The sequence below is a fragment of the Clostridium sediminicola genome (genome assembly GCF_050402865.1).
Taxonomy (GTDB): domain Bacteria; phylum Bacillota; class Clostridia; order Clostridiales; family Clostridiaceae; genus Clostridium_AF; species Clostridium_AF sediminicola.
Genome location: NZ_BAABMF010000012.1, coordinates 125,388 through 144,196 on the forward strand (window position 1 = coordinate 125,388; position 18,809 = coordinate 144,196).

The following is an 18,809-nucleotide window of genomic DNA, read 5'->3' on the forward strand; positions in this document are numbered from 1 at the left end:
AGGGGGAACAATATGAATATTGAGATGATTTTTGGGGAATTTCCTGTTTTAGAATCTGAAAAATTAATATTAAAAAAGATTGAAAAAGAGGATGTACAAGAAGTATTTGCAATCTATAGTAATGAAAAGGTATTTGAATTATGTGGAATTTTACCAAAGCGTAATATTGAAACAGTTGGTAAAATGATTGGTCATTTTGAAAGAGATTTTAACAAGAAAAGCAGAATAAAGTTTGGTATATTCTTGAAGAATGAAAGCAATAAGTTAGTTGGAATCATTGAACCTATGGATTTTAAGAAAAAGATTAATATGGTTTCATTAGGTTACTTTTTAGCAGAAGAATATTGGGGAAAGGGAATAGCATCAGAAGCGATAAGTATAATGATTAAATTTTTATTTGAAAGGGTAAATATTAATAGGATTCAAGCTGAGGTTATGCTTGCTAACAAGGCTTCGAAGAAGGTGCTTTTAAAAAATGGATTTACAAAAGAAGGATTATCGAGACAAGCTGCTTTTTGGCCTGGTAAAGGAATAGTAGATTTAGAAATATTCAGTATTCTAAGAGATGATTATAATTAATATTGATAAAAATTAAACAAAGTGCTTAAATTTCTTCATATACGTAACATATGATACGGTGTAATTCACAGTAACCTACTATAATTTATCTTGTAAACAAGAAAACAAGGACAGAAAAGTTCTTAGATAAATGTAACCAAAGATAAATTAAATGGAGGTAGTAATTATGAGTATGTTTTGTTATCAATGTCAAGAAGCAGCAGGTTGTAAAGGGTGTACAGTAAAAGGTGTTTGTGGTAAAAATGAAGATTTAGCAAAAGCACAAGATTTATTGATTTATGTTATGAAAGGTATCTCTGTTTACAGTGTAAAAGCTAGAGAAGTTGGGATAGTAAATAAAGAAGTTGATAAGTTTATTATGGAAGGACTATTTGCTACTATTACAAATGCAAATTTTGATAGAAAAATATTTATTAAAAGAATTGAAAAAGGCTTAAAATTAAGAGAAGAATTAAAAACACAACTTTCTAAAGCTGGAGTTAAATTAGGTAATTCAAGTGCAAATGAAAATTGGGTAAATAAAATGCTTGGTTTTATAGGATTTAAAAAAGAAGAAGAAGTAAAACTTCCAAAAGCAGCAATATGGTTTACTGATAATGTAGAATCATTTGATGCAGTTTCAGAAGAATATGGAGTGTTATCTACAAAAGATGAAGATATTAGATCCTTAAGAGAACTTATCACATATGGTGTTAAAGGATTGGCAGCTTACATGAAACATGCATATCAATTAGGCTATGATAATGATGAAGTTCACGGATTTATGCAAAAAGCTTTAGCTGCTACTATAGATGATACATTAACTTTAAATGATTATGTAGCACTAACATTAGAAACAGGTAAGTTTGGTGTAGATGGTATGGCTCTATTAGACAAGGCTAACACTGAGAGCTACGGTAATCCAGAGATCACAAAAGTTAATATTGGTGTTAGAAAAAATCCTGGTATATTGATAAGTGGACATGACTTAAAAGATTTAGAACAATTATTAAAACAAACAAATGGGACAGGAATAGATGTGTACACTCACAGTGAAATGTTACCAGCTCACTACTATCCTGCATTTAAGAAATACTCTCACTTTGCAGGAAACTATGGAAACGCTTGGTGGAAACAAACTGAAGAATTTGAAAAGTTCAATGGCCCAATTTTAATGACTACAAACTGTTTAGTTGCACCAAAAAAGTCATATAAAGAAAGAGTTTACACTACTGGAGTTGTTGGTTTTGATGGATTAACTCATATCGAAGCAGATTCAAAAGGACAAAAGGATTTTTCAGCAATTATTGAACATGCTAAGAGATGTAAAGCTCCTACAGAGATTGAGACTGGAGAAATTGTTGGTGGATTTGCTCATAATCAAGTATTAGCATTAGCTGATAAAGTTGTAGAAGCAGTTAAATCTGGAGCAATCAAGCAATTCTTTGTTATGGCAGGATGTGATGGAAGAGCTAAGAAGAGAAACTACTACACAGATTTTGCAAAAGCATTACCAAAAGATACTGTTATTTTAACTGCTGGATGTGCTAAATATAAATATAACAAATTAGATTTAGGAGATATTGGAGGAATTCCAAGAGTACTTGATGCAGGTCAATGTAATGATTCATACTCATTAGCCGTTATTGCAATGAAACTTCAAGAGGTTTTTGGATTAGATGATATCAATAAACTACCAATTTCCTATAATATAGCCTGGTATGAGCAAAAAGCTGTAATTGTATTATTAGCATTGTTGCACTTAGGAGTTAAGAAAATTCATTTAGGACCAACATTACCAGCTTTCTTATCACCAAATGTTGTTAATGTACTAGTAGAAAACTTTGGAATCGGTGGAATTACAAATGTTGAGGATGACATAAAAATGTTTTTACAATAATTATGTATAGAGAAATTAAGTTAAAGAGGGCGCACAATATGCGTCCTCTTTAATTTGGTAAAAATTTAAAATAAAATACTTGACACAAATAAAAAAAATGATTACAATGGATTTGACGAAATGAAATTCGTTATTTTATTTGGAATAATGGCATACGTAGTCCTAAGTTTTAAAGAAAAGAATTATAGGAGTTAAATGATTATGAGTAATAATAAAACTAGTGAAAAAAAACAAGTAACTTCAATGGATGTAGCTCGATTGGCGGGAGTATCGCAAACTTCTGTTTCAAGAGTTTTTAATCCACATGCTAGTAGAAAACCGAAGGAAGAGATACGTGAAAAAGTATTACGTGCTGCTGAAGAATTAGGGTATAAACCAAATGCAATAGCACGAAGTTTAATCTCTAAAAGAACTGATATCATAGCAATTGTTATGGGAGCCAAAATTGGTTCGTTCTATTCTCAAATATTAAATAAATTCATAGATAAAATACAAAAAAATGGTATGCAAATTTTAGTATTTAATATAGAACCAGAAGATAATATTGATAATATTATTGAAAGAGTATTGCAATATCAAGTTGATGGCCTAGTAATTACTGGTGGAGCTTTATCAAGTGATAGAGCAAATGAATGTGAACGACGAGGTGTCCCGGTGGTAATCTTTAATAGACGTGTTAGTGAAATAAATGTTAGTCAAGTCTATTGTGATGATTTTACCGCCAGTAAAGAAGTTGCTGATTATTTATTGAATACAGGTCATAAAAAATTTTCTTGTATTACTGGACAAAAGCATCTTACAGCAACAATTCATCGTGAAAATGGTTTTTTGAAACGTTTAAAAGAAAGAGGAATAAATGAGTGTATATTGGAACATGGAGATTATTCTTATAAGTCTGGTTATGAAGCAGCTAAGAGGCTGTTAGATATTTCAAATAGACTAGATGCAATATTTTGTGTAAATGACATAATGGGTATGGGTGCCATAGATGCAGCTAGATTAGAGTTTAATATTGATGTTCCAGAGCAGTTATCAATTATTACCATTGATGATACAGAACAGGCGGAATGGCCTGGATATTCTCTTACAACAATGAAAAGACCATTAGATTTAATGATAGATGATACTATTGAAATTTTAGAAAACAAACTTAAAAATTCACAAATGGAGCCTGTTTCAAAAGTTTATAAAATGGAATTAATTAAACGTAATTCTGTTAACTTAAATAAAGGGAATTAGAACATTAGTAATTTCCTTCTGGAATATAGGCCTACGTAGTCCGTGATTAGCGAAAGATAACAAATAGAAATTAAAAGAAATTTTATTTTTGGAATAACGGCTTACGTAGTCCGTTATAAAAAATGGGTATTATAGAGATATGATTCAAGAACGTATACAACTTTAAATAATAGTTGATAATGCAGAGTTAAAAACTAAAGAAGATGCAATTGAGTATGCTAAAGGCAAACTGTGTATGTTATAAAGAAAGTTCAAAATCAGTGGAAAATAGTAAACGAATATTTTATTAGAAGTGAGATGTACATGGATAAATTATTAAAAAATGAACTATAGAGTTTGAGTATATTAAAGATTAAACAATCCTGACTTTAAGACACCAAGAGATGTTGAGATTTTTTTTCGAGGCTTATACAAAATTAATTCATGACTATAAAATGGTGGGAAGAATTTATGATCTTTACCTTGAAGATACAATAATACATGGAGAGAATGGACAAGATATACTAGGAATTGAAGCAGTTTTTCAGTTTACTTTAGGAAAATTAAATACTTTTCCGGACTTAAAAATTGAATTCATAGATATAATAGCAGAAGGTAATGAGGAAGATGGATATAAATTTATACAAATCACATATCATGAAGGAACTTGATGATATGAACTAAAAAGGAGATTGATCTAAATGGAAAAGAAAATAAAAGATGGTAATGAAAAAAAAGCTAATTTAGCACCACAAAAAAAGATTTCAAAGAATATTAAAAAAGGAGAGGAAAAAGTTATAGTAAGCAAATCAAATAAGGTATTTTATGGAGATAGTACTCAAGTTAATCCTTTAGGATGGTTAGATTATAATGACTTAGTAAAATTAGAAGGGAAAAATAAACAGAAATTAGTAGGATTTGATCCCAAATACAATGATTTCGTACATTATATTTTAGGTATTACTCATGAAATATGGGAAGAAAAAGGATTAGGTGTTATTTATGATACTTATTCCAACAATATTGCTATACACACATCTTCAGGAACTAGTTATGGAGTGTCAGGAGTAATAACGTCTACACTACAAAATATTCATATGTTTCCTGATAGAAAATTAGTTGGTCAAAATGTTGTTTGGTCTGAAAATACTGATGGATCTTTCTTTTCTTCCCATAGAATCTTAAATATTGCTACTAATCATGGTGATAATAGTTATGGAAAAGCTACAGGTAAAAAAGTAGCATATAGAGCGATAGCAGATTGCATGGCAATTAATAATAGGATATTTGAAGAGTGGGTTTTGAGAGATAATTTGTGGATTGTTAAACAATTAGGATATGACCCTCATGAAGTTGCAAAAAAATTAGCTACAGTAACTAAAAACGCTGGACCTGCACTTCAAAGTAAATTTGGTATTGGAGAATCAATGGAAGGTCAATTTTATCCTGAGTTGTATAAAGCTAAAGATGACAGCGTAGGTGAAATGGTTCTTCAAATGGTTAGTGAAATATGGGGTTACAAATTAATCAATAAAGTTAAAGATTACTATCATGATAATGCAGTTAATCATTTTATATGCAATATGGATTTAAATGGATATGATGAAATTCAAGGAATGTTTGTAAGTTTATTTGCATCTTTCCCAAATGCTGCAATTGAAGTAGATAGAGTTACATGTAATGGAAGAGGGGCAGAAAACTCTTGGGATGTTGCAGTAAGATGGAGAATTAATGGTGTTCATGAAGGATACGGATACTTTGGAGATCCATCAGGTAATAGGATAGAGATTATGGGGATTAATCATTATCATATTATTGATAATAAAGTAAAAGAAGAATGGGTATTATTTGATGGGTTAGAGGTACTACGTCAAATATATCTTGGTGAGGTATAAAATGAATAGCAAAGAATTTAAAGGAGTTATTATAGAAATTATCTCAGGAATTTGTTATGGAGCAATGGGGGTTTTAGGGGTATTTCTAATGAAGTATGGGTTTGACTTTATATCAATAACAATGATGATGTTTCTATCATTAGTAATATTTAATTTATTAAAGATTTTATTCACTGATATATCTATGTTTCGTATCTCAAGAGAGTATTTAGTTATTGTAGCATTTCAAGGTATTGTTGTAATAAATGGGTTAAGGCTAGCATATTTCTACGCTCTAAACTATTTGCCTGCTGGTATATGTTCAATAATATTGTTTTGCATGGTATTTCCTTTGATGTATGTGTCTTATATTTTTTTTAATGAAGAAATCACTGGTAAGAAAATTACTTGCTCTCTGGTTGCTGTGTTTGGTGTAGCGTTGGCGTTAAATATTTTTTCACAATCAGGTACAGGTAATATAAAAGGAATTATTGCAATGGTCTTATGTGTAGCTTTTTCAGTATTTAACAATGCTCTCAATAGATATTATATCAATACTAAACTTAAAACATCCACAATAACATTTTATTTTTCATTATTTGGATTTTTCACTTTGTTAACATATCAGACCATATTTGAAAAATCTCAATCACTGTTTATTATTATTTCAAATAACGTTGGAGCAGGGGAGTTTTTATTGATACTAATACTATTCTCAATTGTTTGTATAGGAGCAGTTATATTACTTATGTATGGATTGAATTATGTTTCTGCAACTCATATGGGGGTATGTCAGGCTTTTGATCCCATATCAGCTACTATGCTAGGAGTGGTTTTATTTAAAGATGTATTCACTTTATATCAAATCATTGGGATTATTTCTATAATTCTAAGTGTATCATTTATGTCATTTAATATAAAAATAGGTAGTATAAAAAAAGGAGGTTGTTATGAGTAAATATCAAGGAACAAAAAAAGTAATAAGAAATTATTTTGAAGCTTTAGAAAATTCAACACCTGAAGATGTATTAAGTGTTTTAAAAGAATTTACAAGTGAAAACTATTCATGGAGAGGATCTTATCCTTATCGTGAACAAAATGGTGCTGAAGATGTCGCTGAAAAGTTTTGGGCTCCACTAATGAGTTCTTTGAAACATATGCAGCGTCGTCAAGATATTTTCATTGGAGGAACTAATGAATTAAACAAAGATGAACAATGGGTAATGAGTATGGGTCATTTTATGGGACTTTTTGATTCAGAGTGGCTAGGTATAAGACCTACTGGGAAAATGATAAATTTAAGATATGCAGAATTTAACTGTGTAGAGAATGGAAAGATTACAAAGTCAGGAATATTTATAGATATTATAGGATTTATGAATCAAGCAGGAGTATATCCACTTCCACCATCAACAGGAGCACATTTTGTGTATCCAGGACCAAGAAATCATGATGGACTTCTTTTTGAAGATGCTCCAAAAGAAGAAGGCGAAAAAACGCTAAATATTCTAAATAAAATGCTTAATGATATTGATGAAGGCTTTAAATCTATGCCAGATATTTATCCGCCAGAAGCGCTAGAAAGACACTGGGACAAGAATATGATTTGGTATGGACCTGCTGGTATCGGGGCAACATTTACTATACCTAGATATCAGATGCAGCATCAATATCCATTTAGATGTGGTCTTAAGGATAAGAAATTTAATGGACATGTTTGTCGTTTTGCAGAAGGAAATTTTGCGTGTTTCTTTGGATGGCCTAACTTAACTAATACACCTATAGGAGGTTTTATGGGATTGCCTGGAGCCGAGATTCCATCAGATATGCAGGTTGTTGATGTTTATTGTCGACAAGGTGATAAGCTTTCTGAAAACTGGGTAATTATTGATATACCATATTGGTTAAAGCAACAAGGGTTAGATATTTTAGAACGTACTCAACAAATAATGAATCCTAAACTATAACTATAACTATAATTTTTTCTTTTAACTTAGAAAGCAGGATTGCCTATTTTATCTTACTTAATTAAAGGGAAGAATTATTTATATAGGTATGCCGGCAACTAATAAAGATATAACTATGCTTTGAATAAAAGAAACAAAAATATTTAGTTGAATAAATATTTTTGTTTCTTTTATTTTATAAGTAATTTAGGCTAAATTGGTAAAGCGATTCTACTACAATTTTACAATTTATGATATAATGAGACTTGTTAAGTAATAAACTAAATTTGTTTTGCTGTTTGTTGTCGTTATTTGAGGAGGGTGGAAAAGGAACACTCTTATTTAAAAGAAGGTTTTTTTTCACCAGACAAGATAATTGAATTACTAATTTCTCATATAAAAAATGCAATATCTGAATGATTTAGTGGTACAGCTATTACAGGAGAATTTTTTTCTAAAGTTGTTTTAAGTGTTAAATTCTAATAAAAAGGGGAGACTTGAATGAGTACTACAAACAAGTCTGAAAATGCATCAGTTAATTCATATGGTGAAAATGAAATATATATAAGTGATTTATTTGACAATCATAAATTTATTATGATTGTTATTGATTGTGAAAATGGAAACATTGTTAATGCAAACAAAAAAGCTATCTCTTATTATGGCTATACAAAAAAAGAGATTTTGAAATTACGGATACAAGATATCAATATTTTAAAAGAAGAAGAAGTTAATGAAGAAATGAGAAAAGCAAGAATAGAAAAACGAAATTTCTTTTATTTTAGACATAAATTAGCTAATGGAGAAGTTCGTGATGTTGAAGTATATTCTGCTCCAATAAAAATTGAAAACAAAGCTTTTTTACATACTATAATTTTTGATGTAAATGATAATAGACTATCAAAAACATATTATGATCAAATATTTATGAATACACCTTTAGCCACCGTCATATTAGATGATGACAATAATATAGTAAATAGTAATACAAGTTTTGAAAAACTATTTCAACACGAGAAACATAATATAATTAATAGAAATTTAAAAGATGTAATTTCAAATAGTAGCTTAGAAAAAAGTATCGAAGAATATTTAGAAATAGATAAAAAAGAAATTTTACTAAGCGAGAATATTAAAGTAGTTAAAAATAGTGGAGATAAAATAATTGTCAATATTACAATTTTCCCAATAATGAATTATGGCAAACAGTTAGGTAGAGTAGTAACTTTTGTTGATATAAATGATAGGATAAAAAAAGAAGAGGAACTGAAACTTTTTGAACAAGTATTAGCAAATAATACTGAAGGAATAATCATTACAGATTCTGATGGCAATATAGAATGGGTTAATAGCATATTTACTAAAATAACCGGCTATACTCAAAGCGAAGTAAAAAAACAGAATGCTAGAATTTTTAAATCAGAAAAATATGAGAATGAGTTTTATGAGAATATATGGAATATTATCAAGGAAGAAGGTAATTGGCAGGGAGAGATAAAAAATAAGAATAAAAATGGTGATTGTTACCCCTTATTCTTAAACGTTTGTTCTATAAAGGGAAAAGAGGAAAAAATCTCTCACTACATTGGAATATTTAGCGATATTACAGAATCAAAAATAAAAGAAAAGACAATATGGGACTTAGCATATAAAGATTCCTTAACAAAGCTATATAATAGAGTGTATTTCATGGATAAATTAGATGAAAAAATTAAGATATGCGGAAACAATAAATTAGCAGTTTTATTTATTGATTTAGATGATTTTAAGAGAATCAACGATTCATTAGGACATTCAGTAGGTGATAGAGTTTTACAAATAGTAGCTACTAGAATATTGAAATGTATTAGAGAAAAAGATGTAGTTGCTAGAATTGGTGGGGATGAATTTACCGTGTTAATTCCTAGCTTAAGAGGTCAAAATGAAGTTGTAAAAATAGCAAATAGAATAATTAATGGATTAAGTAGGTCGGCAATTAATATTGATAATAATAGATTATATATATCTGCAAGTATTGGAATAGCTATCTATCCTGAAAATGGTATTAATTCAGAAGAGATAATGAAAACAGCTGATATAGCTATGTACAAGTCAAAAGAGGATAAAAGTAATTATGAAAAAAGACTAATATTCTTTGACGAAAATATGAAAAATGATATAGAAGAAGAATTTAACTTATCTAATTATTTAGTGAATAGTATAGACAAAGAAGAGCTCTATTTAGAATATCAACCAATTTTAGATATTAAAACTGAAAAAATAACAGGAGCAGAAGCACTGGTTAGATGGCAGCATCCCAAGCTAGGACGTATTTCTCCTGATAAATTTATACCTATTGCTGAAAAAAATGGAATGATAAATAGAATTGGTGAATGGGTATTAAAAACTGCATGTATGCAAAACAAACAGTGGCAAATTAAGGGTGAAAGACCAATATTTATCTCAGTCAATGTATCAGTTGCTCAATTAAAACAAGGGAATTTTTTGAAATTAGTTAAGGATACTTTAAGTGAAACGGATCTAGAAGCTAAATACTTAGAATTAGAAATAACAGAAAGTATTTCAACTGAAAATATTGATGCTATAAAAAATACACTTACATCAATACATAATCTTGGTGTGAACATAACTATAGATGACTTTGGAACAGGGTATTCTTCTCTAGGAGAACTTAGTGATTTATCTATTTCAAAATTAAAAATTGATAAGAAATTTATAATCGATATGGATACTAAATCTAAAAATAAACAAATTTCTTCAGCTATTATTGCAATAGGAAAGAGTTTAGATATTAAAGTAGTAGCAGAGGGAATAGAAACAAAATCACAATTAGATTTTTTAAAGAAAAATAATTGCGATTTTGGTCAAGGATATTTATTTAGTAAGCCAGTGGACAGTGATTTATTTATAAAATTAATGTTATAAAGAAAGAATGATTATTTGGAATTTGAGGTAAAAACATGATAAATAAATACGAAAATAAACTAAAAAAAGAATTAAGAGTTGACTGCAGCAAATGTTTTGGATTATGCTGTGTAGCATTATATTTTTCATCTTCGGATGGATTTCCAACTAATAAAGAAGCGGGTATACCTTGTATAAACTTACAATCAGATTTTACTTGTTCTGTTCATAAAAATCTTAGGTCAAAGGGACTTAAAGGGTGTACTTCTTATGATTGTTTTGGAGCAGGTCAAAAGGTAGCTGAAGTTACTTTTGATGGTGATGATTGGAGAAAAAATCCCAATGATGCAAAGAAAATGTTTGATGTATTCCTAGTTATGAGACAACTTCATGAAATGCTATGGTATCTGACTCAAGCATTTATGGTACAAAAGGATCAGAATATAAAAGAAAAGATAAGTTTATTATTGGATAATACTCAAGAGCTTACACTTCTTGATTCTGAATCTTTATTAGCATTAGATTTAGAAGCTCATAGAACCAAAGTAAACGAGTTTCTTAGAAATACAAGTGAGTTGGTACGTAATAATGCACTTAGAAGAATAAAGACTTCTACAAAAAAAACTAGAGACAATTCTAGAAGAGCAGATTATTTTGGAGCAGACCTTAGAAAAACGAATCTTAAGGGAGCTGATTTAAGAGGAGCATGTCTTATTGCTGCGAACCTTAGAGGGGTTGATCTGAGCGGAGCCGATTTAATTGGAGCTGATTTGAGAGATGCTGATATAAGTGGAGCAAATCTTTCAAATGCTATCTTTCTTACTCAATCACAGATAAATACAGCAAAAGGTAATTCAAAAACAAAGTTACCCAATATGTTGGTTTCTCCAGCTTATTGGGCAAAATAGTTAATATTTTTGAAGAGAATTCAATGGGATTCTCTTTTTTTAGTATTTAACATTATAATCTAAAATAAATTTTAGTATAAAATTATCCATTTTTTTGATATCATATTTGAATAAGTTTGAATCAAATAAAAGTGCAACTGCAAATAAATTTGCTTCATACTCATATGGATTAGAAATAGGGTCATTATCGAAATAATCACATACATTTCGATGCATAATAGCATGTCCAAGTTCATGAGCACAGAAAATAATTTGAGATTTCACATCAAAATTAGAATTTAAGCATATGCAAGGGGGTAAATTTTTAAATGGTTGAAGTACTCTTCCTTGCATAATATTTTTTTTATAAGGCTCATAATGAAATTTGATTCCTAAAGATTTTGCAATCTTAAAAGGATCATTTGTGTTATAATTTTTTTTGATATCATTAGCTAATGCTACAATTTCTTCATTTGACAATTATTACAACTCCTTAGCTATATGTTTATTTCTTTGACTTTGTTTTAAGTAGTTGTTGATTTAATGAACAAAAGTATAAATTGCGAAGAAGTTCGAAATTTATAGTGACAAGTTACAAGTTATAAGTGACAAGTTCATGATACCTTTCGTAAACGAAAGCTTTTAATTAAATGAAAGATAAAATATCTTCCTTTTGCATAGCAAAAGATCAGATTTGCCGTTAGCAAAGCTAACAAAGGCTTAGTTAAAGATTTTCTGGAAGAAAATCAACATTAACTTGTAACTTATTACTTGTCACTAATTTACTTCGTCTTTTATTCCAATTGTGTTTTTTGATTAACATCAACACTATTTAAAACCTAGCAAATTATTTATGTTTGTAATATTTGTAGCTGATTAATTCAAGTTGTCTTAAAACTTCGTTAGCAAAATCAACTAATTCATCATTTGTCATTTTCTTTATGTCATAACCACCATATGCCATTAACAATGGTTCTTTCAGGATAAACTTCATGGCATCTTCTGCGTTATTGATAGCAATGCCATTTAAAGAAGTATTAGGATTATTCTTTTCCCAACCCATTAAATAGCTTGGAGTAGTGTCTAAAGCCTTTGCTAAAATTTCTAACTTTTCAATTGAAAGTTTTTTTATGTATCCAGTTTCATAACGCTGCAAGGTAGACTTACTTAGGCCGGTTTTGTCGGCTAGTTCTTGATAAGATAAACCTAAATAAATTCTTCTATCTTTAATCCTTTGAATAATTTCATTTGTTACTTTTTCAATCACTATATAAACCTCCCTTATATTCAATATTATAACAAATATATTCATTAATGCAACATTATTTTGAATAAAAATTATAAATTTGGCAAAAAGCCTTGACATGTAAATTACATAATTGTACAATAATGGTAAAAAAGACGTGCAACGAAAAATAGAAGCAAAATTCTAAATATGGGAAAGTTAAGGAGTTTCTGTTATTGCAAAAGCAATTATTTGAAATCTTTTACGAGGAGGTAATGATATGAATTTAAGAAAGTTAAAGGGGAAAATAGTAGAGGCAGATATGACACAAGAAGATTTAGCTAAGAAATTAGGGATTTCTGTACAAGCTTTAAATGCTAAGCTTAATAAAAGGTCTACATTTACTATTATTGAGGTTAGTAAGATGATAGATATATTAAATATTGAAAATCCAAATGCGATTTTTTTTGGTCAGTAAATCCTATATATGCCACAAAAAAACGTACAAAAAAATCAAAAATTAATTAAGCTAAATTCCGATTAAAGAGGAGGGTAATAATGAAAAATTTAATTGAAATAAAAAACCATAATGGTAGATTAGTGGTTTTGAGTAGAGAAATGGCTATTAATTTTAAAATGAGTCATCCTAAGCTTCTAAGGAAAATTGAAAATTTAATTTTAGAGAATCCAAAATTGGCTTCTCTAGGATTTTTTATTGAAACAAAATATAAGACTGGCACAAATAAAAGGACATATAAAGAGTATGAAATAACTAGGGATGGATTTTCACTTTTAGTAATGAGTTTCACAGGTTATAAATCTTTTGAGTGGAAAATGAAATATATTGAAGCATTCAATAAAATGGAAGAATCTTTAAGGATACCTTACCAGGGATTATCAAAGGAATTAAAAGCTATATTTGTATTAGATAAAAAAACATGTGAAATAGAAAATAGAATTGCTGAAGTTGAAGAAACTGCATATATTCTGCCATTTCAGAAAAAGGCCCTTATAAAAGCAAGATCAAGAAAAGTAATAGGTATTTGCGGTGGAAAAAATAGTTACGCATATCAGAATAGAAGCTTTAGAAGCAAAGTATATAGCGACTTGTTTAAATCCATAATGGAGATATATCAGATCAATGAATACGATGCAATACCAAGAAAGAAGTTTCATGAAGCTATGGAAATTATTGAAAACTATGAACTTCCAATTCATCTTAAGTATGCAAAAGAAAAAGTGACAAGTGACAAGTTACAAGGTTAGGTTGATTTTCTTCCAGAAAATCTTTAACTAAGTATTTGTTAGCTTCGCTTACGGCAATAAGGATCTTTTGCTGTGCAAAAGATTTTATAAAATTAAAAGCTTTCACGCAGTGAAAGGTGTCCATAACTTACAACTTAAATCTTACAACTTACAACAAAAAAGGGGTGTTTATGTGTGTAAAGTAATTATCCTAAAAGAATTACATCTTAAAAATTTCAAAGGCATTAAAAAACTAACAATATATTTTGGAGGAACTACTGATGTATATGGCGATAATGCATCTGGGAAAACTACAGTGTTTGATGCTTTTATTTGGGTTTTGTTTGGTAAAGATAGTAGGAATAGAAAGGACTTTTCCATTAAAACCTATGATAGCAAGGGACAAGTAATTCCAGGTATTGACCATGAGGTGGAAGCAGTTCTTATTGTTAACGGAGAGAAAATTCGCATAAAAAAAGTGTATAAGGAAAAGTGGACAAAGAAACGGGGAGAGTCAAATAAGACTTTGACTGGGCATATTACTAATTATTTTATAAATGATATTCCTCTTCAAAAGAAAGACTATGTTGATAGGATAAATAACATAGTAGATGAGAATATATTTAAGCTTATAACAAATCCACTTTATTTCAATACCATCCTTGATTGGAAGGAAAGAAGAGAAATACTTATGACTGTTGTGGGGGATATTTCTCAAACACAGGTAATTAACTCTAATAACAAATTAGAAAAACTCTGTGAATTGCTCCAGAACAAATCCTTAGAAGACCTTAGAAAAACACTATATATTAGAAAGAAAAAATTAAATGAAGAAATAATGTCTATTCCCTATAGGTTAGATGAAATAAACAATTCACTAGAGAACCTAACATTAATAAATTTCGTGGAAATAGAAAATAAAACTTGTATACTAAACAAAGAAATCAAAGATATGGATATAAAATTAGCCCACCTTACAAAAGACTATGCGGAAATTGATAAAAATATGGAAATTCTATTCTCTAAAAAAGATAGAATGAGAGAAATCAAATCAGAGCATATGCAAAAATCCCAAAACCGTAAAAATGAAATACAACAAAAGATATTCGATCTGGAGCAGCAATTTTCTAAAAGTAAATTTGATATCAATATAAAAAATCAAAATCTTATAAATATGAAAGAAACTCTAATTACCCTAAGAGAAAAAGTTAAGTCACTAAGAGAAGAATGGTTTAATCTTAGAGAAAAAACATTGGAATTTGGAGAAAATGATTTTGTTTGTCCAACCTGCGCAAGAGAACTCCCTAAAAAGGATGCAGATGAGAAAAAAGCTGAAATGATAGAAAAGTTTGAAGAGACTAAAAATGCTAGATTAGTCCAAATATCAAATGAAGGAAAGAAGCATTCTAAGGAGATAAATACTCTGAAACTTAGAATTGAAAAAGAGAAAGATGGAATTAATAAAATAGAGAAAAATAAATTATTCTTTGAGGAAAAAATTGAAGAAACTAAAAGAGAAGATAAAAATTTTACTTTTGATGAATTTATAGAAACAGATGAATATAAAAAACTTAAAGAAGAAATCAACAGGCTAGAGCAGGTCAAAGAAGTACCTGACGAAGCTGTTATTAATAAATTTAAAATAGATAGAACAGAGAAAATAAAAGAATTAGACAAACTAAAGGATATCTTAAGATCAAAAGAGCAATATGAGAAAGCTCAAATAAGGATTGAAGAATTAAAAGGCAGGGAAAAAGAATTAGGGAATATGATAGCGGATTTAGAGAGTCAAGAATTTATGTGTGAAGAGTTTATACGCACAAAAGTAGACTTGCTGGAAGAGAGAATAAATAGCGAATTCTCCAAAGTAAAGTTTAAGCTATTTAACACTTTAGTTAACGGATCTATTGAAGAGTGTTGTGATACTTTGATAAATGGTGTTCCATATGAAGACGCTAATACAGCAGCAAAATTCAACGCAGGTATGGATATTATAAATACTTTAACAGAACACTTTAAAGTAAATGCACCTATATTCATTGATAATAGAGAAAGTATAAACGAGCTAATAGAAAGCAAAAGCCAGATTGTGAATCTAAGAGTTAGTGAAGATTCGGTGCTTGTTGTAGATGCGGAAGAGGATAATGTTGAGGAGTTCTGTGAGAGTGAGAGTAACTCAATTAGTGATGGACCAGGGTTTTGATTAGTTAAGAGTTAATAGTTAATAGTTGTTAGTTTAGTTAAGTAGAGTTTACTAACTCAATAACTAAACAACTAAACTCTTAACTAAGCACTCTTAACTCTTAACTAAACTAAGCTCTTAACTAAAAGAAAGGGGTTTGTTCTATGAATAATGTTGTTTCAGAAGTGGGAGACTTTCATGTAGAAGGTAATATTGCCGATTTTGGGTGGTATCAGAATTTGAGATATGATAATGGATTGGTAAATCTGAATGCAATTGTTATTTTATCTGAGATTATTTATTGGTATAAACCTGTTGAGGTTAGAGATGAGGTTACTGGTAGGCTTATTGGATATAAGAAGAAATTTAAAGCAGACAAGCTTCAGAAAAGTTATCAATCATTAGGAAAGAATTTTGGGCTTACAAAGGGCCAAGCTAAATCAGCATGCAAATTTTTAAACGATAGGGGATTAATTAATATAGAATTTCGTAATGTTCCAACAATGTCTGGACAAATAGTTTCAAATGTTATGTTTGTTGAACCTATTATGAGGGAAGTTAAAAAAATTTCTGGTAGAAGAAGAATACTTGAAGTATCTAATTCAAAGGAAATACCATCTGAAAATGAAATTACAGAGGTATGTGATTTTAGTGATACTACTACTGAACTTAAAACTACAGAGGTATGTAGTTTCAATGATAGTACTACTAACATTGAAACTAGGGAGGTGTGTAGTTCTAATAACACAGGTATGGAGTTTCAACAACAGACGTATACAGAGAATACTACAGAGATTACTACAGAGAGTAAAAAGAATATATATAGTTCCACCCTAGAGAAAATAATAGATTTTTTAAATGAAAAAGCAGATACATGCTATAAAGCGTCTACAACAGCAACTAAAAAAGTTATTGAGGCAAGGCTTAACGAAGGTTTTAATCTTGATGATTTTTTGAAAGTCATAAACATAAAAACTACGGAATGGATGGATACAGATTACGAAAAATATCTAAGACCACAGACTTTGTTTGGAACAAAATTTGAGGGCTATCTAAATCAAAAACCCTGTAGCAGTAGGGGTTTACCATCATATCACAACAAAAATCCAGTTGATAGTTTTAGCAATAGAAAACAGAGAAAATACGATATTGCTAGTATTGAGAGACAATTGCTTGGAGTTTAGTTTAGTTAAGAGTTAATAGTTAAGAGTTGTTAGTTTAGTTATTTAGTTAACTAGAGTTTCCTAACTCAATAACTTAACAACTAAACTCTTAACTAATCACTCTTAACTCCTAACTAAAAAAAGGGGGTTTTTATGTGGAAGAGTTAATTAAGAGAGCCAAGAGTGGGGATTGTAGTGCTGTTGAAGAAATTATAAATGTTTATATGCCTTTAGTTATTAACCAAGCACATAAGTATAGAATACCTGGTTATGATCATGAAGATATTGTGCAGCATTCTATTCTTAGTATTATAAAGGGGATTAAATTATATAAAGTAGGGGATACATCTTTTAGTTCATTTATTGCTAAAGTTGTTAAGAATAATAATGTGAATTTACTTAAAAGTAAGATGAAACACAATAGAGAAGTTCAGAATGAAGAATTACTCAATGATATGCCAAGTGAGAACTCATTTACTGTTGAGGATCAGGTTATTGCATATGATATGGTGATTAATATGAACAAAGCTATTGCGAAGCTAGATCCTACAGAGAGAAAAGTGATAGTTGATTTTTATATAAAGAGAAAAAAGCTAAAAACAATAGCCGATGAATGTGGAATAACGTATAGACAAGCTGTTTATATAAAAGAAAATGTAATAAGTAAAGTGCGTATACAAACATAAGTTCTAGGATGCGTGTATCAATATTGAAATACAATTAATTAACCAGTATAATATGATATAAATAATCCTCTTCATAGGTGGCTAATATTTTTAGCTAATCCAGAGGATGAAGTTTTGGAGGAGATAGAAATGGCTGATCCCAAAATAAAAAAAGCTCATGATATTTTAGACTATCTTAGTGAAGATGAAGAAACTATAAGACTTGCAGAACTACGAAAAAAGAAAATAATGGATGAAATATCAAGGTTAGAAGGAGCTAAAGAGGAAGGATTAAAGGAAGGCAGAGAAGAAGGTAGAGAAAAAGGAAGAGAAGAAGGTAGAGAAGAAGGCGCAGTTTTGGCAAGAAGAGAGGATATATTAGAAAATTTAAGTAAAATTGACACTGTTGCTGAAGATATTATAAATATGGTCAATAAGGAAACTAATATTGAAACGTTGAAAATATGGTTAAAGTATTCTATAGTTGCTGAAAGCTTAGATGATTTCATTAAAAAAATTTCAAAATAATACTTAATTGTTTGTGAGGATATTAATTTTATTCTCACAAATTTTTTTCGTAAAAAATGGACTAAAAATTGTATTTATAATATGAAATGAAAGTTAATGTACTAATTCTCAAAGATCGTTTATCGATAACTTCTACTAATTTCATATGAAAAATGACAAAAGCCTCATATTTTCATATGAAAAGTAGAATTAATCGATAAGCCGACTTATAGGAGGCGGAGGATAGTGTATGAGGAGTTTGTTAACATGGTATCATCCGTTGGATTTCCGATAGCTGTAAGTGTATATCTTCTTGTTAGATTTGAAAAGAAGATTGAAATTCTCAATAAATCTATTCAAGATTTAACAGTAGTTATAACGACGGTGATGGGAAATGAAAAAAGATGAGAGGGGACAGTAGGTAGATTTGTGTAAAAACAAATCTACCTACTATCTTTTTTTGTATGATTAGTTGGTAGTTTTGGAATAATATACTATGAAAAATTTAAGGAGGAAAATTTATGACAAAGAAAAT

General features: G+C 29.4%; 18 protein-coding genes. 16 read left to right on the forward strand and 2 right to left on the reverse strand.

Annotated elements, in window-relative coordinates:
* The first annotated feature begins 12 nt into the window (after positions 1-12).
* The 9 genes from ACQ3F0_RS18180 to ACQ3F0_RS18220 all read left to right on the forward strand — a co-directional run bounded on the left by ACQ3F0_RS18180 (position 13) and on the right by ACQ3F0_RS18220 (position 11,308).
* Positions 13-579 (forward strand): GNAT family N-acetyltransferase, encoded by a 567-nt coding sequence (locus ACQ3F0_RS18180; RefSeq protein WP_428866873.1) that lies wholly within the window; start codon positions 13-15, stop codon positions 577-579.
* Positions 580-745: 166 nt separating this feature from the next.
* Positions 746-2,458, forward strand: coding sequence for a hydroxylamine reductase (gene hcp / locus ACQ3F0_RS18185; RefSeq protein WP_428866874.1), 1,713 nt, complete (start codon positions 746-748; stop codon positions 2,456-2,458).
* Between the two features lie 201 nt (positions 2,459-2,659).
* On the forward strand, positions 2,660-3,697 hold the full coding sequence (locus ACQ3F0_RS18190) for a LacI family DNA-binding transcriptional regulator (RefSeq protein ID WP_428866876.1): 1,038 nt from the start codon (positions 2,660-2,662) through the stop codon (positions 3,695-3,697).
* 383 nt (positions 3,698-4,080) lie between these two features.
* Positions 4,081-4,347: a hypothetical protein gene (locus ACQ3F0_RS18195; RefSeq protein ID WP_428866878.1), complete on the forward strand. Its 267-nt coding sequence runs from the start codon at positions 4,081-4,083 to the stop codon at positions 4,345-4,347.
* Positions 4,348-4,377: 30 nt separating this feature from the next.
* Positions 4,378-5,571 (forward strand): nuclear transport factor 2 family protein, encoded by a 1,194-nt coding sequence (locus tag ACQ3F0_RS18200; protein ID WP_428866879.1) that lies wholly within the window; start codon positions 4,378-4,380, stop codon positions 5,569-5,571.
* Position 5,572: 1 nt separating this feature from the next.
* Positions 5,573-6,508 carry a DMT family transporter gene (locus ACQ3F0_RS18205; RefSeq protein WP_428866881.1) on the forward strand — a complete coding sequence of 312 codons (936 nt, stop codon included), beginning with the start codon at positions 5,573-5,575 and terminating at the stop codon, positions 6,506-6,508.
* Complete coding sequence (locus ACQ3F0_RS18210) at positions 6,501-7,517, forward strand: ester cyclase (RefSeq protein ID WP_428866882.1); 1,017 nt, start codon at positions 6,501-6,503, stop codon at positions 7,515-7,517. Before ACQ3F0_RS18205 ends, ACQ3F0_RS18210 begins: the two co-directional genes overlap by 8 nt.
* Before the next feature lie 480 nt (positions 7,518-7,997).
* A complete protein-coding gene (locus ACQ3F0_RS18215) occupies positions 7,998-10,421 on the forward strand; it encodes an EAL domain-containing protein (protein WP_428866884.1) in 2,424 nt (807 codons plus the stop codon).
* A 35-nt stretch (positions 10,422-10,456) separates the two neighbouring features.
* Entirely contained in the window at positions 10,457-11,308 is an 852-nt protein-coding gene (locus ACQ3F0_RS18220; protein ID WP_428866886.1) for a pentapeptide repeat-containing protein, read from the forward strand.
* Between the two features lie 39 nt (positions 11,309-11,347).
* Here ACQ3F0_RS18220 and ACQ3F0_RS18225 read toward each other — a convergent pair whose 3' ends face one another.
* Both ACQ3F0_RS18225 and ACQ3F0_RS18230 read right to left on the reverse strand, forming a co-directional pair.
* A complete protein-coding gene (locus ACQ3F0_RS18225) occupies positions 11,348-11,767 on the reverse strand; it encodes an ImmA/IrrE family metallo-endopeptidase (RefSeq protein WP_428866888.1) in 420 nt (139 codons plus the stop codon).
* 367 nt (positions 11,768-12,134) lie between these two features.
* Complete coding sequence (locus ACQ3F0_RS18230; RefSeq protein ID WP_428866890.1) at positions 12,135-12,554, reverse strand: helix-turn-helix domain-containing protein; 420 nt, start codon at positions 12,552-12,554, stop codon at positions 12,135-12,137.
* A 238-nt stretch (positions 12,555-12,792) separates the two neighbouring features.
* Between ACQ3F0_RS18230 and ACQ3F0_RS18235 the strand changes: the two genes are divergently transcribed.
* From ACQ3F0_RS18235 to ACQ3F0_RS18265, 7 genes are all read left to right on the forward strand, one after another.
* Positions 12,793-12,990, forward strand: coding sequence for a helix-turn-helix transcriptional regulator (locus ACQ3F0_RS18235; RefSeq protein ID WP_428866891.1), 198 nt, complete (start codon positions 12,793-12,795; stop codon positions 12,988-12,990).
* Positions 12,991-13,070: 80 nt separating this feature from the next.
* Positions 13,071-13,778: an ORF6C domain-containing protein gene (locus ACQ3F0_RS18240; RefSeq protein ID WP_428866893.1), complete on the forward strand. Its 708-nt coding sequence runs from the start codon at positions 13,071-13,073 to the stop codon at positions 13,776-13,778.
* 172 nt (positions 13,779-13,950) lie between these two features.
* On the forward strand, positions 13,951-15,960 hold the full coding sequence (locus ACQ3F0_RS18245) for an AAA family ATPase (RefSeq protein WP_428866895.1): 2,010 nt from the start codon (positions 13,951-13,953) through the stop codon (positions 15,958-15,960).
* A gap of 143 nt (positions 15,961-16,103) precedes the next feature.
* A complete protein-coding gene (locus ACQ3F0_RS18250; protein ID WP_428866896.1) occupies positions 16,104-17,123 on the forward strand; it encodes a conserved phage C-terminal domain-containing protein in 1,020 nt (339 codons plus the stop codon).
* Positions 17,124-17,257: 134 nt separating this feature from the next.
* Positions 17,258-17,788, forward strand: coding sequence for a sigma-70 family RNA polymerase sigma factor (locus tag ACQ3F0_RS18255; protein WP_428866898.1), 531 nt, complete (start codon positions 17,258-17,260; stop codon positions 17,786-17,788).
* A 57-nt stretch (positions 17,789-17,845) separates the two neighbouring features.
* Positions 17,846-18,295 (forward strand): PD-(D/E)XK nuclease family transposase, encoded by a 450-nt coding sequence (locus ACQ3F0_RS18260; RefSeq protein WP_428866908.1) that lies wholly within the window; start codon positions 17,846-17,848, stop codon positions 18,293-18,295.
* A gap of 225 nt (positions 18,296-18,520) precedes the next feature.
* Positions 18,521-18,682, forward strand: coding sequence for a YvrJ family protein (locus ACQ3F0_RS18265; RefSeq protein ID WP_428864570.1), 162 nt, complete (start codon positions 18,521-18,523; stop codon positions 18,680-18,682).
* Positions 18,683-18,809 lie beyond the last annotated feature (127 nt).